The sequence below is a fragment of the Erythrobacter sp. SG61-1L genome, assembly GCF_001305965.1.
Taxonomy (GTDB): Bacteria; Pseudomonadota; Alphaproteobacteria; order Sphingomonadales; family Sphingomonadaceae; genus Andeanibacterium.
The window spans coordinates 2,342,787-2,357,490 of the sequence record NZ_JXQC01000003.1 but is presented as its reverse complement, the minus strand read 5'-3'; the positions used below and the strand labels follow the sequence as shown (position 1 = coordinate 2,357,490).

The window sequence follows — 14,704 nt, the reverse complement described above, 5'->3', positions numbered from 1 at the left end:
GAAGCGACCGGTTTCGGGAATCTTCGCTTAGATATGGTTAATTTGGGGTCGCTCGTTGAAAGCAGGCCCCGCACGGCATGGTGCCTGATCGGGTTGGCCATTCGGCAGACCCCGTATTTGCGCGGGTTTTGGCCGGCAGTATCCGCAAGTCACCTGTCGCTTCACTGCGCCGGAGGAGTACGGGCGGCCGCGCAGCCATTAACCTTTTCGCCGTTTGTCGCCGGTAGAACTGCGTATCATGCGGCTGGCAACTATCACTAACTGGGCATACGGCATCACCGTTGCCCTTACTTTCGTCACCGGGACAACCATGCTGCTGGCGTCCAACGCCCAGCAGGATGAGCGGGCGGCGGTGGAACTGCGGCACAGCCTTGGCAAGGCGACTGCCCGGCTCAACGTGGATACGCGCGCGCTGACCGATCATGCGCGCCAGTTCCTCGACACGGGCGACCAGTCCTACCTGATCGCCTATCGCCGCGAACTGGCTGACCTTGGCACGGTCGAAAGAAGAATTGCCCATATCGAGGATGCCGGGGCCAGTGCTGACGAACTGGCCGCACTGAAAGAGGCCGTGCGCTGGGCCGACACATTGCATGACGAGCAGTCTGCCGCGCTTGCCGCTAATGAGGCCGGCGACGCGGCCGGTGCGCGCAAGATCCTGTTCGGTCCGGAATATGAGCGGGAGCTGGACCGGGTCGATATGTTGATCGCCCGTTTCCAGGATCTGCTCGACCGCCGCGTGGAGGATGAAGTGCGCGCGGCAACTGGCGTCGCCAAGGTGTGGCGCGGCCTGTCGGAAGTGGCCATCGCGGTGACGGGCCTGCTGTTTCTGTGCGTGTTGTTCTTTGTCTTCCGCCAGCGCGTCCTTCGCCCGGTCGTGAAGCTGAGCGATGTGGTAAACCGTCTTGCCGCGCAGGATTTCGCGGTCGAACCGCCCGAGATCGGCCAGATCGACGAGATCGGCGACATGGCGCAGGCCATCCGCGTCTTTCGTGAAAACGGCATCGAGCGCCAGCGGCTGGAAAGCGAACGCGACGCCGATCTGGCAGTGCGAGACCTCCTCTCGCGCATGACCCAGCGGATGCAGGGCTGCGACACGCTGGACGACCTGAAAGGCGTGGTGCAGCGCTTCGTGCCCGAGATTGCCCCGGCGCGCGCCGGCAGGCTCTATCTGGTGGACGAGGAGCGCAATGCCGTTGTTGCGGCCTGTAGCTGGCTCTCGCCGATCCACTCGCCGCGCGAATTCCCGCCGACCGCCTGCTGGGCGCTGCGGCGCGGGCTGGTGCATCGCCCTTCTGGCGGGATGGTAGACGTCCCCTGCCAGCATCTGGACTTCGAGGAAGGCCATCTGCCCGATACGCTCTGCCTGCCGCTGACGGCGCAGCGCGAGACTCTGGGCCTGCTTTATCTGGAACCGGCGGCGGGCAATGACGATGTCGGCCCAACGCCGGAAATCTACCTGAACATGCTGGCCGAAAATATCGGGCTGGCGCTGGCTAACCTGCAATTGCGCGATGCCCTGCGCGAAATGGCGATGGCGGATACTCTGACCGGGCTTGCCAATCGCCGCCAGTTCGACGCGGTGCTGGAACAGCAGCTGGACCTTGCCCATCGCGAGGGCCGTCCGCTCAGCTGTGTGATGATCGACGTGGACCACTTCAAGAAGTTCAACGACACGTTCGGCCACGATGCCGGGGATGCCGTGCTGCGCGAAGTGGGCGCGGTGCTGCGCGGCGCCACGCGCGAGCCGGAATTCGTCTTCCGCTATGGTGGGGAGGAATTCACCATGCTGCTGCCGGGGGTGGATGCCACGCAGGCCGCCGCGCGGGCAGAGGAAATCCGGTCCCGCATCGGTGCGATCCAGATCGCTTATGGCGAGCGAGACCTTGGCCGGATCACTGCGTCTATCGGCGTTGCCTGCGCTCCGGACCAGTGCCGCCTGAGCCGGCTGGTGCTGAGCGCCGATGCCGCCTTGCTGCGCGCCAAGGCCAACGGGCGCGATCAGGTGGAAGTGGCCACCGGGCCTGCCCCCAACGTCCCGCAGGAACGACGCGCAGCCGCCGGCTGACCGTTCGCCCCTCGGCATACCCATGTCGCTCATCAGGCGGCATCGGCGGTTGGCAGAACGACGCAGGAATTTGACGCTGCCTGTGCCCATCTGTCTTACGTGGGTAACTCACCTGATGCTGACGCATGGGCTGGGTTGCAGCGTGGCACTTTGCGACATTTCGTGACTGGCCTCTGCGCCAAAGCGATCTAATCTGCAGGTGCTGCGGAAGGGGGATTACAATGCGGGCAAAGGCTGAGGCTAGTTGGGCTTATCGGGCTGTGCCCGCGGCCATGCTTGCGCTCTGCCTTGCCGGGTGCAGCAGCATCGGTGGCGGGGCCGTTCCCGACCATGCCATTGCCCTGCCGCCTGCATGGTCGGATGAAGGCCGCGCGGCCCCTTCCTATGATGAAGCCGTCTATTGGCAGGCCTTGGGCGATCCGGCTCTGACCGAAATCGTCGAAGCCGCTCTGGCGAATAACCTCGACCTGGCGCAATCGGCGGCCCGGCTTGCACAGGCGCGCGAGACACTGGCGCAAGCCCGCGCAGGATTCCTGCCGCAAGTGAATGCCAGCGGCGGTGCGCGGCAGGATATCCTGGATGGCGGTGGCGGCGATCCCCTGCTGAATCTGGGCGTGGATGCGAGCTGGGAAGCCGATCTGTTCGGCAGGATCGGCAATTCGGCCAGTGCCGCCCGCTATGATTACGACGCCGCAGGCTATTCGCTCGACGATCTGCGCCGTGCGATTGCCGGGCAGGTCGCCAGCCAGGTGATTTCCGCGCGTGCCACTGCCAGCCAGCTGGCCATCGCGCGCGATACCTTGCGCATTCAGGACGAGAATCTGCAGATCGCCCGCTGGCGCAATCAGGCCGGGCTGGTCTCCAGCCTCGATGTCGAGCAGGCACGCAGCCAGCGCGCGCAGACGGCGGCCAGCATTCCGCTGCTGGAAAGCAACCTTGCGGCCACATCCAACGCCATTTCCACTCTCGCGGGTGAAACGCCGGGCCGGGTGCTGGCCTTGCTGGCCCAGCCCGGTGCAATCCCCGCGCCGCCCCCGCTGGCAAAGCTGGATGTGCCGGCCGACATTCTGCGCCGCCGTCCGGATATTCGTGGGGCGGAGGCCAGCCTCTATGCCGCCAGTGCCCGGATCGGGGTGGCGCGGGCGCAGCTTTATCCGGCGCTTCGGCTTGCCGGTTCGATCGGGACGAACGATGCTGGGCCGCTGAACCTGTTCGACATGGTGACGGGTTCGATCTCCGCCACGATCAGCCAGCTGCTGTTCGATGGCGGGCGCACGCGTTCGCAGGTCCGTTCAGCAGAGGCAGCGGCGGAAGGCTCGCTCGCCGGGTGGCGCAAGTCGATCCTCACGGCACTGGAGGAAGTCGAAAGCGCCATCGCCGCACGCCGCGCCGCCGATGCGCGGCTGGCCGAACTGACCGAGGCGCTGGACGCGGCGAATAATGCCGCGATCCTTGCCCGCAGCCAGTATCAGGCCGGCCTCACCGATTTCCAGACGCTGCTTTCATCCGAAAGCCAGCTGCTTACCGCGCGCAATTCGGTGGCTTCGGCTGAGGCCGATCGCGCCACTGCCTTTGTCCGCCTCACCCAGGCGCTGGGTGGAGGCTGGAGCGAAGGCGCGCCAGCAATTTCCGATGATGGGAACACGCCATGAGTGACGGCCAGACCTCGATCGACGAATTTCTCGGCACGTCCGATCGCCCGCGTTGGAAGCGCTGGGCGATGTTCTGGGTTCCGGCAGTGGTGCTGGTTGTGGGCCTGATCGTGGCGGCACTGCTGATCGGCCGCAACAGCGGGCCGGGCTATGTTACGGAAGACATCGTCAAGCGCTCGCTGGACGTGGAAGTTACCGCTACGGGCAATCTGCGGCCGACCAATCAGGTGGATGTCGGCTCCGAAGTTTCGGGCAAGATCGACGAGATCTATGTCGACGTGAACGACAGGGTCACGCGCGGGCAGGTGCTGGCGCGGATCAATACCGACGTGATCGACGATCAGATCAAGCAGGCGCGCGCCAGCCTTGCTTCCGCCCGTGCTTCGGTGGCACAGGCTCAGGCGACGCTCAGCCTCGATCAGGCGCAGCTTTCGCGCCTGCAGGAAGTGGCGCGGCTTTCGGGCGGCAAGGTTCCGTCCAAAAGCGAGCTGGACATTGCCGAGGCCAATGTCGCCCGTGACCGGGCCTCGCTCGCTTCCGCACAGGCCAATGTCACTTCCGCTCAGGCGCAGCTTTCCACGGCTGAAACCAATCGCCGCCGCGCGATCATCGTCTCGCCCGTGTCGGGCGTGGTGCTGGCGCGGCAGGTAGAGCCGGGGCAGACCGTGGCGGCCAGCTTCAGCACGCCCACCCTGTTCATCCTTGCCGAAGACCTTTCGCAAATGCAGCTGCGTGTCTCTATCGACGAAGCCGATGTCGGGCAGGTGAAGGCCGGGCAGAAGGCCAATTTCACAGTGGATGCCTATCCGGGGCGCCGCTTCCCCGCTGCGGTGGAGCGGATCAATCTCGGCTCCAACAACACCGTCAGCGCATCGCAGAGCACCACGACGACGCAGAATGCCGTTGTGATCTATGAGGCCCGCCTGTCGGTCGCCAATCCGGAGGGCCTGCTGCGCCCGGGCATGACGGCCACGGCCAATATCGCCACGGACAGCACTGGCGTGCAAATGCTCGTTCCCAATGGCGCGCTGCGCTTCAAGCCCGATGCCCAGAAGCTGGGCGGGGGCGGGGCGCTCAATCCCCAGATCGGCCTGCAGCAGGAAGAGGAGAAGGCCACGATTGGCGTGGGCAGCCGGCAGCAGGTCTATGTGCTGGGTGACGACGGCAAGCTCAAGACGATCCAGGTCACGACCGGGCAGAGCGACGGCAAACTCACCGTGGTCCATTCTTCGGAACTCAAGCCGGGCATGAAGGTCGTCACGGGGGTCAAGGCGAACCAGAAGTGACGCAGACCGAGCGCACAGATCCGCTGATTGAGCTGAAAGGGATAACCAAGACCTTCGGGCAGGGCGCGGCTGCGTTCCAGGCGCTCAAGGGCGTGGACCTCTCCATCAATCACGGGGATTTCGTGGCGGTGATGGGGCCATCCGGTTCCGGAAAATCCACCACGATGAATATCCTCGGTTGCCTCGATACGCCCAGCAGTGGCGTGTTCCGGTTCCTTGGCGTGGAAGTGCAGTCCTTGAACCGCGATCAGCGTTCGCTGTTGCGGCGGCGCTATCTCGGCTTCGTCTTTCAGGGCTTCAACCTGCTTGCCCGCACGTCCGCGCTGGAGAATGTCGAACTGCCGCTGCTCTATCGCGGGCTGGGCAAGGCGGAGCGCAAGGAGGCCGGAATGCGCGCGCTGGAGCAGGTGGGGCTTGCCCCCTGGGCCGATCACACCCCGGCCGAGCTTTCGGGCGGCCAGCAGCAGCGGGTTGCCATTGCCCGCGCGCTGGTGAGCGACCCGGAAGTGCTGCTGGCGGATGAGCCGACCGGTAATCTGGATACCGAACGTTCGATCGAGATCATGGAACTGCTCGCCGATCTCAACCGCAAGGGCATTACCGTCCTGATGGTAACGCATGAGGCGGAAATGGCCGCCTACGCCAGGACCATCGTGCATTTCCGTGATGGGCTGGTGGAGCGGATCGAGAAGGGCCACCGTCATCATGCCCACGCCGGGCCTGAGGCCGGGGGCGCGCGCTGATGCTGGGCACCACCCTGATGCTAGCCCTGGGCGAAATCCGGCGGCACCTGCTGCGCAGCTTCCTCACCACGCTGGGGATCATCATCGGCGTTTCGGCTGTGATCACCATGGTGACGCTGGGCAATGGCGTGACCGTTTCGATCAAGGAACAGATCAGCGCGCTGGGTTCCAACGTGTTCATCGTCTTCCCGCAGCAGACCGATCGCGGCCAGCCGCGTCCGTTCAAGGAAGATGACATTACCGCGGTGCGCGAACAGATCGCGGGCGTGAAGGCCGTGGCGGGCGAAGTGAATCGCGACGTCAAGGCGATCCACAACGGGCAGGACTGGTCCTCGCGCGTGGAGGGTGTGTCCAACGCCTTCATGGATGCACGCGGCATCGGCATGGATGAAGGGCGGCGCTTCACTGCGGCAGAGGAATCCGCCGGGGCCAATGTCTGCATCATCGGGCCGAAGGTCTATGAAGAGATCTTCGTTGCCGGCACCAGCCCCATCGGGGAACGGATGCGGCTGGACGATGTCTCCTGCACGGTGATCGGCATGTTCGAATCGCGCGCGCAGGGCGCCCAGAATCAGGATGACGACAATTCGGTGTTCATGCCGATCAAGAACGTCCAGCGGCGCTTCCTGGGCAATGACAACGTGTTCTACATGGTCATCAGCTATGACCCGGCATACGACAGCGCGGCGATGCAAAGCTCGCTGGTGGACCTGCTGCGGGAACGGCGCCTGCTGCAGGAAGGGCAGGTCAACGATTTCAACATTCTCGATACAGCGCAGGTGAACGATGCCGTTTCCACGGCCGTGGGCCTGCTGACTGCGATGGTCTCGGCCATTGCGGCCATCAGCCTGGTAGTGGGGGGCGTGGGGATCATGAATATCATGCTCGTCTCCGTGACCGAGCGCACGCGCGAGATCGGCATCCGCCTTGCCATCGGCGCGCTGGCCAGAGAGGTGCGGCTGCAATTCCTGACCGAGGCGGTGGTGCTATGCTGCTTCGGCGGGGTGATGGGGATCGTGCTGGGCTTCATATTCTCCTTCGGCCTCGCCCGTGCGGTGGACATTCCCTTTGTCTTCTCACCCACGATCAACGTGCTGAGCTTCCTGGTCTCCGCGCTGATCGGGGTGGTCTTCGGCTATTTCCCGGCCCGCCGCGCGGCGGCGCTCGATCCGATCGAGGCACTTCGGCACGAATAAGGGGCAGTCGTCCGGGGGAGGAGCGGACCATCTGCGTCCGGCCTCTGGAAGCGTCTGACAGGCAAAAAGAAACCCCCGCAAGCCGGGTGGCTTGCGGGGGTTCTTTGCGTTCGTAAGGAACGATGCCTTGCGGCTATCAGTTCCCGCCGGCGCGCTTGGCTGCTGCGGCTGCGGCTTCCGTGGTCGGATTGCCGAGCGAGAGCGAGCGACCATCGGGGAAGCTGATTTCCGCGGCGCTTGCGCGGGTGTCCCCGTCGCGAGCACGGAACGCGTTCACGATGATCTTGGTGCCGGCCGGCAGCGAGTTACGGTTCCAGCCACGACGCAGCAGGGCGCTCGGCGCACCGCCTTCAACGCGCCACACCTGGCCGTTGGACATCTTGATGTGAATCCAGGAGTGGGGGTTCACCCACTCGAACTTCACCACGGTGCCTTCGATCTTGATGGGCTTGTTGCGATCGAATTCAGCCGCGAACGAGTGGTGGGCATATGCCGTGCCCGCCGCGCCGCTCACCGCCAGAACGGCGCCGATCATCGCCGCTCGCAGGGTCTTCATACGCATTGTGTGGTCACTCCTTTGAAATATCAACGTGTGGGGGAGTTATTTGTTCCCCTCATTCTCCCGACTTCTTGGACTCCAGAAGATCGCCGTAAAGCAGCATCTCGGAGAAAGGCACGCACTTGTATTCAAGCAGCTGGGCATTGTCTTCGACGCGGCGATAGAGCGGCATCTTGATGGTCCAGGGCTTGGTGTAGATCGACGGATCGTCGATCGTGGCGGTGTATTCGATGTGATCCTTGTCGATCATCTTGAAGGTTTCGGTCACCGCAGCGGTGTTGGTCAGGTAGTTGCCCGTGCGGTCAAGCCAAGTCACGCCCGGCTCCAGTGCGCCGCCCGGCAGCTTCACGTCGCCCGGGCTCTGGCCCAGGGTCACAACCTTCAGCGTATCGCCATCCCACGAACCGTAGGAAGTGCCCATCCAGGTGTCGATCGGCGGAACTTCCACGTCCTTCATCTGGACGACGCGATTGGCCGACGCATATTCGTAGACCATCAGGATGTCGTCCTTCTCACCCTGCACGATCTGGAACGGCAGGTTGATGTAGGTCGCGCGCGGAATGCCCGGCAGATAGCACATGGCTTCCGGATCGTGGCTCGGCGCATTGGCCTTGTTCGCATTGCGCAGGGCAAGCGCTTCGGCCTTGTAGGGGATCGAGCCGCCTTCAACCACGCCAAGGCCGGCCGGAGTGGCGACCAGCGCACCCATGGTGCGTTCTGCAGTGGTGTTGGTCGAAGCCGAATGCGGTTCCAGGTCGTAATTGGCGGTGTTCAGCACCTGCCACACACCGTTGAGGTTCGGATGCCCGCCAAGCTTCGCGGGCTCTTCAGCCATCGCAGCGGTGCTCGCCCCCGCAAGCAGCAACGCGCCCAGCACGAATTTCTTCACGAACTTGTCCTTTCCCAGCATAAACTCTCCTTTAGGTCCCTGTTCCGGGCAGCGCGAAGGACACGATCGCCCCCCCTGCATTGATGGCAACATATTGTTTGCCGTTGCTGCCCCTATAACTCATCGGATTGGCATTGGCGTTGTTAGACAACAATGCCTCCCACAATTCCTTGCCAGTTGCGGCATCAAAGGCACGGAATCGCTTGTCGTTGGTAGCGCCGACGAACACCAGTCCGCCTGCGGTAACCGTCGGACCTGCGCTTCCGGCATTGCCAACAACCTGCTTGCCCGCAGGAAGTTCCTCATAAAGTCCAAGAGGAACCGCCCATTTGATTTCGCCGGTGTTCGCATCCACCGCCGTCAGGCGCGCCCATGGCGGTTTGTAGCACGGCACGCTAGTGCCCTCGGGGCGGCCCTGCGCGTCATATTTGCCGCTCAGCGGAGCCTGGAAGCTGAAGAACGGACCCTTGCCGTCCACGCTAGCGCGATCGTAATCGGGCGATTCGGTGGCATCGAAGCTGTAGGGCTTGGTGCCTTCCGGTACCTTTTCCACCCAGCCGACCAGCGAAGTGTCGAGCGCGTTCATATAGACGATGCCGGTGGTCGGGTCGGCGGCGGGGCCGCCCCAGTTCACGCCGCCGATGCCGCCGGGGAACTGGATGGTGGAGCGTACCGGATCGCCCTCCGCACGATAGACGAACGGAGTGTAAGGCCCGACGTTGATGTAGCCGCCGGCTTTCTCCCACATGGCCTTGCAGGCTGCGGCATGTTCCGGATTGGTATCCTTTGCCGTGACGATATCGTCGTAGCTCATGGCAACACGGCTAAGCGGCGGCGTCTTAACCGGGAATGGCTGGGTGGGGCTGTAATATTCGCCCGGGACGTTGCCAGCGGGAACGGGGCGTTCCTCCACCGGCAGGGCGGGCTTGCCATCGCTGGCCCCGAGCACGAAGAACAAGCTGTTCTTGTTGATGTTGGCCAGAATCTTCTGGCGCTTGCCGTCGATCGTTACGTCGACCAGGGGGCCGGCGGTGGGCATGTCGATATCCCACAGGTCGTGGTGCACCGACTGGAAGTGCCACTTGTATTTGCCGGTCTTGGCATCGACCGCGACCACGGAATTGCCGAACAGGTTCGAACCCGGACGGTCGCCGCCGTAATAATTATGCGCCGGGCCGCCGATGGGCAGGTAAACGGTGTCGGTATCGGCATCCACCGTGGCGGCGAAGCCCCACATATTGGTGCCGCCGCGGCCTTCCCAGCCATCGCCCCAGGTTTCGTTGAAGGGCTCGCCCTTCTTCGGAACGGTCTGGAACTCCCACAGCTTCTTGCCGGTCTTCACGTCGAAGGCGCGCGGATTGCCCGGGGCGCCGCGCGGGTTTTCCAGCGAAGCGGCGCCGATCACGGCAACATCGCCCACGATGGTGGGAGTGCCGCCATAGGACACGCCGACATCGGCATAACCCTTTGCGCCGAAGCTGGTTACCGGCTTGCCCGTCTTCGCGTCGAGCGCGACCATCTTGCTGCCCAGCATCACAAGGATGCGCGGCTTCAGCTTGCCGTTGCCTGCCCAGTAGCCAAGGCCGCGGCCGGAGAATCCGCCGCCGAATCCGCCCTGGCCTTCCGGCTTGGGTTCTTCATGGACCCACAGCTCCTTGCCGGTCGCTGCGTCGAGCGCAGCCACCTTGAAACCGGCGGGCACATACATCACCCCGTCCACCACGATCGGCACGGCAGTGCTGAAGGTGCGCAGGGGGTAGGACCATGCCTGCTGGAGCTGAGTGACGTTTGACTTGTTGATCTCGTCCAGCGGGGAATAGCGAGTCGCGGCAAGATCGCGGTTGATAGTGCGCCAGTCACCATCCGGCATCGGCACTTCCGCCGATGCCGCAGCGCACAATCCGATAGCGGATATCGTCGCGAGAAGCGCGGTGCCTGCAAGACGCATTTGAATTCTCTCCCAGCGGGTATGATAAAGGACGCCGCACGGGCACCCATTTCGCTTTCTTTGACTTTGTCCTAGACGCGGAAGCTTGCCGTGGCAACGGTGCTTCGCTAAGGGCAGGCAAATTTTGGCGCCGCTGGGGGGCGGGGCCGTAACCAAACAATTGGAGCGTGGCCAGCTTGGGCAGCCACGCCTCGGGGAAAGGGACCGATGCTCTGATGTCGATATCCGACCTTCTTTTTGAGTTCACCGACTGGCTTCGCGGCACGTCGCTTACCGAACTCTCTCTCGCGATCAATGACTGGTCGCTCAGCCTGTGGATTCAAACCCACTTCTGGGCGATTCCGTCTATCCAGTCGCTTCATATCCTTTCGATCGGTGCACTGTTCGGCTCGGCCATGATGCTCAGCCTGCGTGCGGTCGGCGTTACGGGCATGAGCCGCACCATGGTGCAGACGAGCCAGCGCTACATGCCGTGGATCTGGTGGGCCTTTGGCCTGCTGGTGTTCTCGGGCATCCTGCTGATCATCGGCGAGCCTGTGCGCGAACTGATCAACCCGATCTTCTGGATCAAGATGGTTCTGATCGTTCTCGCCGTCATCGCCACGCTGGTGTTCAACGGTGCGATCAAGCGTCGCGCTCCGAACTGGGACAATGGCGGCGCCACTGGCGGCCTGCGTCTCGCAGCCATCCTGCTCCTCATCCTGTGGTGCGCGGTCATGTTCGGCGGTCGCTGGATCGCTTACGCGCCGGTCTAAGGGGGAAGATTTCTCATGATTCTCGAATCCTTCTGGCAGGCTCTTCAGGCCTCCGCCGTCGGCGATTTCATCGCCACCTCCACCTGGGCGTTCCCGACGCTGGAAACCCTGCACGTGATCGCTCTGGTCACCGTGCTGGGCACCATCGTGATCGTCGACATCCGTCTGCTGGGCCTGACCTCGACCGACTATCCGGTCACCGTCATCAGCAACGATACGCTCAAGATCACCTGGATTGCCTTCATCTGTGCGGCCATCACCGGGTCATTGCTCTTCACCGCGAAGGCGCATGACTACATGATCAATCCGTACTTCATCCGGAAGATGATCCTGCTGGCACTGGCCGGGGTGAACATGGGCGTGTTCCATGTGCTGACCTGGAAGTCGGTAAAGCAGTGGGACACGGGTGGCATTATCCCCGTGGCAGCCAAGGTCGCTGGCGTTCTCTCGCTGATCCTGTGGGTCGGCGTGGTGATGATGGGCCGTACCATCGGCTTCACCCTGGGCATCTTCTACTGATCGCCTGACAGCGCACAGGCCTGCGTCCCAAGCGCTGGCCCGGCAAGAGAAAGCCGCGAAGCCCCACCGGGTTTCGCGGCTTTTCTTTTGGAGGCGGGAAAGCCGAACAAGGAGTATTCGTCGGGACGAATCTCTCCAGCTCCGTCCATCCTGAGCCTGTCGAAGGACACGCACTGCTCTTTGCCCAGTGGCATGTTACCTTCAGGCACGACAGCGTGCGCTGGGATCACGACAGTGCGGAAAGCAGTTGTCTCGCGTGCCCTTCGACAGGCTCAGGACGGGCGGCTGGCGCGAATTGGGGATCGTGTTCCTTGCCCAAACAAAAACCGCGAGACCTCTCGGTCCCGCGGCTTTGCTGTTCTGCTCCGGATGGGGAAGGGGGCTGTGCCCTTATTCCCCTTCCTTGAGGCCCAGCGGCCCTGCAACGTCGCGTTCGAACAGGCCCTCATAGAGCTTGAGCTTGGCGTCCGTGGTCCAGTGGCCCTTGGCTGAGCCTTTGACGCCATCGAGCAGCATGGCCTCGGTCGAGCCGAGATCCTTCACTGCCGGCCATTCGGGCAGGCCTGCGCCATTGGGATTGCCGGTGGCGGCGAAGTTCACCCAATATTGCGAGACCTGATCCGCGAAGGCGAGTTGCACCGGATCATTCTTCATCAGGTCGACCGAGCTGCCGGCGGGATAGGTGCGCGGAGCGGCGAGGTTGTTGAAGACATAGGGAATCTCGGCCGTGTGACCGGCGCCTAGATCCTTCTGGCCTTCGTCGTACAGCGGACGATGCGTGAACCAGTAGTGCCACGCATTCTTGCCGATGGCGGACTGGCTTTCGGCCAGCAGGCGCATGTGCCACGCCATCGCGTCGGAGAAGGGCAGGGTGGAAACCGTGGCGGCTTCGGCATCGCTGGCCGCCGGATAGGCAGCCATGCCGGTTTCCGCGAGATCGCCCCAGCGCTGCTGCGCCCCGGCGGCCCAGCTTTCCTTCGTCACCGGCGGGCCGAAGCCTGCCGTGAAGGAGCCTTCTTCCGCATTGGAACCAGCCAGGATGTCGACCGGGTTCTGCTTGCCCTCGGCAATGGTGATCGAGACGTCTTGTGGAATGATCCAGCCGTCGATGATCATGCCTTGGCCGCGAATGCCGTTGAACACGTCCTTGGCGGGAAGGGCGCGCAGTTCGGCAAGGCTCTTGGCGCCGAGCTTTTCTGCTGCTTCCAGCGTGCGGGCTTCGGATGCCTCGCGCGTGCCCATCTTGGCGATGCCAAGGCCCATCCAGGCGCCGCTTTCGGGGATGCCGCGCTCGAACGTGCCGCGTGCGGGCGGGGCGCCCACAAGGCCGCCGATCATCGCTGCGCCCGCGCTCTCGCCGAACAGGGTCACCCGATCGGGATCGCCGCCGAAGGCTGCGATGTTTTCCTTCACCCATTTGAACGCTGCAATTGCGTCGCCCATGGCCTGATTGCCCGAGGCATGGTGGGGCGAGGCCGCCGTGAGTTCCGGGTGCGACATGAAGCCCAGCGAGCCGACGCGATAGTTGAAGGTGACGAGGACGACACCCTTCTTGGCCAGCTTGTCGCCTTCGCTGAAGGGGGCATTGCCGCCGCCTTCGTTATAGGCGCCGCCGTAGAGCCAGATCATCACCGGCAGCTTTTCCTTGCCGGTCTTCGCGGGCGTCCAGACGTTCAGATAGAGGCAGTCCTCCGACATTTCGGGCGCATTGTTGAAATCGGTCGCCCCGTTCATCGGGAATCGGGTGGGCGCCGGGTTCTGGATGCAGGGCGCGCCATACTTGCTGCCGTCGCGCACGCCGCTCCAGCTGGCGGGCGGTTGCGGCTGTTCCCAGCGCAGATCGCCCACGGGCGGTGCGGCAAAGGGAATGCCCTTGAAGACGGTGATTCCGTCTTCGGCGCCAGCTGCGCCCTGGATTTTGCCCTGCTTTGTGGAGACAGGCTTGGCCAGCGTGGGCTGGCCCGCCTGAGCCGTTGCGGCCGAGGCCAGCAGGGCCGAGGCCAAGGCGACACGGAGCGCGATTGCGCGGGTCTTCATCAGGCTTACTCCCCAGTTTTGGTGGCCTCCGCGCGTTCCGCGCGCGAGGCGTTGATATAGTTGCGCACCTGCACATTGCCTTCGTGGCAGGCATATTCGAAGATTCCGAAGCCATCGTCGCGCTGCCAGTCCAGCCGCGCGGTCCAGGGCTTGGTGAACACCACAGGATCGTCCAGGGTCACTTCGTAGACGATGCTGTCCTTGCCGGTCATGGTGAAGCGTTCGGTGATCTTCGCCTGCTCGCTGATCGGCGTGTCGTTGGTCGGCGGTGAACCCGTTGTGCCGATATTGGTGGCAGACGGCCCCGGCTTGAGGTTGGTGGTTTCCACCACCAGCGTATTGCCGTTTTCCCAATGGCCGCGGCTTTCGCCCAACCAGTTCATGATCTGGGACGGGATCGGCTTGCGGCCGTCCGTATAGATCATGCGGGTTTCATGGACCATTTCCATCTGCAGGGCGACAAGGCCCGGCGACTGGAAGATGCGCATGCCGTTATTGTACATGAACGGGAACATGGAAGCGGGCAGGCCGCGCGTGATGCAGCGGTCCCAGCTATCGAAATCCGTCACCCAATCGAAGGGCTGGTTGGGCGCCCAGGTAGACCGCATGGCGTCTGAGCGGCGCTTGCCTTCTTCTGTATAAGCAGGCAGCCGGCCGTTCGGCGGATCGATGATCCAGCTGGTACGGCGATTGGCGGAGGCGACTTCGGCCCAGTGGCCGATGCCCATCGTGCCGCTGGCTTCTTCGTTCTCATAGCGCTTGGACAGGGCCTGCACGGCCTCGTCACGCTCGGCAAATTCCTGATCGGTCAGGAACACACGGTCGCCATATTTCGGATCACGCTCCAGCGGAGTGCGGCCATTGAGGTGGTCGATCGGCCAGCCGCCGCGCAGGTCCGGCTCGCCCCACGAGGTTGTGGCGGGCTTGTAATCGCGCGGGACGGGCGGAACGACAGTCAGGTCTTCCCCTTCGGCATGGGCGGGGACAGACATGACCCCCGCCACGGCAAGCGCGACGGGGGCCAGGATGATGCCGAATTTTGCAGAGCGCAT

12 protein-coding genes are annotated in these 14,704 nt (G+C 63.6%); 7 read left to right on the top strand and 5 right to left on the bottom strand.

Translation table 11 applies throughout. The features are described 5' to 3' along the window. The first annotated feature begins 238 nt into the window (after positions 1 to 238). The 5 genes from SZ64_RS11495 (at position 239) to SZ64_RS11475 (ending at position 6,945) form a co-directional block, all read left to right on the top strand. Complete coding sequence (locus SZ64_RS11495; RefSeq protein ID WP_054532216.1) at positions 239 to 2,068, top strand: diguanylate cyclase; 1,830 nt, start codon at positions 239 to 241, stop codon at positions 2,066 to 2,068. A 272-nt stretch (positions 2,069 to 2,340) separates the two neighbouring features. Further along, on the top strand, positions 2,341 to 3,720 hold the full coding sequence (locus tag SZ64_RS11490) for an efflux transporter outer membrane subunit (protein WP_241773026.1): 1,380 nt from the start codon (positions 2,341 to 2,343) through the stop codon (positions 3,718 to 3,720). Next, a complete protein-coding gene (locus SZ64_RS11485) occupies positions 3,717 to 5,006 on the top strand; it encodes an efflux RND transporter periplasmic adaptor subunit (RefSeq protein WP_054530953.1) in 1,290 nt (429 codons plus the stop codon). Before SZ64_RS11490 ends, SZ64_RS11485 begins: the two co-directional genes overlap by 4 nt. Beyond that, positions 5,003 to 5,749 (top strand): ABC transporter ATP-binding protein, encoded by a 747-nt coding sequence (locus SZ64_RS11480; RefSeq protein WP_054530952.1) that lies wholly within the window; start codon positions 5,003 to 5,005, stop codon positions 5,747 to 5,749. The genes SZ64_RS11485 and SZ64_RS11480 overlap by 4 nt, the downstream gene beginning before the upstream one ends. Beyond that, on the top strand, positions 5,749 to 6,945 hold the full coding sequence (locus SZ64_RS11475) for an ABC transporter permease (protein ID WP_054530951.1): 1,197 nt from the start codon (positions 5,749 to 5,751) through the stop codon (positions 6,943 to 6,945). The genes SZ64_RS11480 and SZ64_RS11475 overlap by 1 nt, the downstream gene beginning before the upstream one ends. A 136-nt stretch (positions 6,946 to 7,081) precedes the next feature. Here SZ64_RS11475 and SZ64_RS11470 read toward each other — a convergent pair whose 3' ends face one another. From SZ64_RS11470 to SZ64_RS11460, 3 genes are read right to left on the bottom strand one after another with little or no spacing between them, the layout of a single operon-like run. Next, positions 7,082 to 7,507, bottom strand: coding sequence for a DUF6152 family protein (locus SZ64_RS11470; RefSeq protein ID WP_156313628.1), 426 nt, complete (start codon positions 7,505 to 7,507; stop codon positions 7,082 to 7,084). Between the two features lie 52 nt (positions 7,508 to 7,559). Further along, the gene (locus SZ64_RS11465; RefSeq protein WP_054530949.1) at positions 7,560 to 8,414 is read right to left on the bottom strand and encodes a hypothetical protein; all 855 of its coding nucleotides are present in this window, start codon (positions 8,412 to 8,414) and stop codon (positions 7,560 to 7,562) included. A gap of 10 nt (positions 8,415 to 8,424) precedes the next feature. Next, positions 8,425 to 10,341: a PQQ-binding-like beta-propeller repeat protein gene (locus SZ64_RS11460; RefSeq protein WP_054530948.1), complete on the bottom strand. Its 1,917-nt coding sequence runs from the start codon at positions 10,339 to 10,341 to the stop codon at positions 8,425 to 8,427. Positions 10,342 to 10,556: 215 nt separating this feature from the next. Between SZ64_RS11460 and SZ64_RS11455 the strand changes: the two genes are divergently transcribed. Together SZ64_RS11455 and SZ64_RS11450 are read left to right on the top strand one after the other, a co-directional pair. Next, positions 10,557 to 11,096, top strand: coding sequence for a DUF6644 family protein (locus SZ64_RS11455; RefSeq protein ID WP_054530947.1), 540 nt, complete (start codon positions 10,557 to 10,559; stop codon positions 11,094 to 11,096). A 15-nt stretch (positions 11,097 to 11,111) separates the two neighbouring features. Continuing rightward, positions 11,112 to 11,615 (top strand): DUF6644 family protein, encoded by a 504-nt coding sequence (locus SZ64_RS11450; protein ID WP_054530946.1) that lies wholly within the window; start codon positions 11,112 to 11,114, stop codon positions 11,613 to 11,615. A gap of 390 nt (positions 11,616 to 12,005) precedes the next feature. Here SZ64_RS11450 and SZ64_RS11445 read toward each other — a convergent pair whose 3' ends face one another. Together SZ64_RS11445 and SZ64_RS11440 are read right to left on the bottom strand one after the other, a co-directional pair. Beyond that, positions 12,006 to 13,652, bottom strand: a complete 1,647-nt coding sequence (locus SZ64_RS11445; protein ID WP_054530945.1) for a carboxylesterase family protein — start codon at positions 13,650 to 13,652, stop codon at positions 12,006 to 12,008. Between the two features lie 5 nt (positions 13,653 to 13,657). Next, positions 13,658 to 14,704 carry a hypothetical protein gene (locus SZ64_RS11440; RefSeq protein ID WP_054530944.1) on the bottom strand — a complete coding sequence of 349 codons (1,047 nt, stop codon included), beginning with the start codon at positions 14,702 to 14,704 and terminating at the stop codon, positions 13,658 to 13,660.

Bases quoted from the DNA above. Each gene is read 5' to 3' on its own strand.
- SZ64_RS11495 (WP_054532216.1), top strand. From the start codon at position 239: ATGCGGCTGGCAACTATCACTAACTGGGCATACGGCATCACCGTTGCC.
- SZ64_RS11445 (WP_054530945.1), bottom strand. From the start codon at position 13,652: ATGAAGACCCGCGCAATCGCGCTCCGTGTCGCCTTGGCCTCGGCCCTG.
- SZ64_RS11440 (WP_054530944.1), bottom strand. From the start codon at position 14,704: ATGCGCTCTGCAAAATTCGGCATCATCCTGGCCCCCGTCGCGCTTGCC.
- SZ64_RS11490 (WP_241773026.1), top strand. From the start codon at position 2,341: ATGCTTGCGCTCTGCCTTGCCGGGTGCAGCAGCATCGGTGGCGGGGCC.
- SZ64_RS11470 (WP_156313628.1), bottom strand. From the start codon at position 7,507: ATGCGTATGAAGACCCTGCGAGCGGCGATGATCGGCGCCGTTCTGGCG.
- SZ64_RS11450 (WP_054530946.1), top strand. From the start codon at position 11,112: ATGATTCTCGAATCCTTCTGGCAGGCTCTTCAGGCCTCCGCCGTCGGC.
- SZ64_RS11475 (WP_054530951.1), top strand. From the start codon at position 5,749: ATGCTGGGCACCACCCTGATGCTAGCCCTGGGCGAAATCCGGCGGCAC.
- SZ64_RS11465 (WP_054530949.1), bottom strand. From the start codon at position 8,414: ATGCTGGGAAAGGACAAGTTCGTGAAGAAATTCGTGCTGGGCGCGTTG.
- SZ64_RS11455 (WP_054530947.1), top strand. From the start codon at position 10,557: ATGTCGATATCCGACCTTCTTTTTGAGTTCACCGACTGGCTTCGCGGC.
- SZ64_RS11485 (WP_054530953.1), top strand. From the start codon at position 3,717: ATGAGTGACGGCCAGACCTCGATCGACGAATTTCTCGGCACGTCCGAT.
- SZ64_RS11460 (WP_054530948.1), bottom strand. From the start codon at position 10,341: ATGCGTCTTGCAGGCACCGCGCTTCTCGCGACGATATCCGCTATCGGA.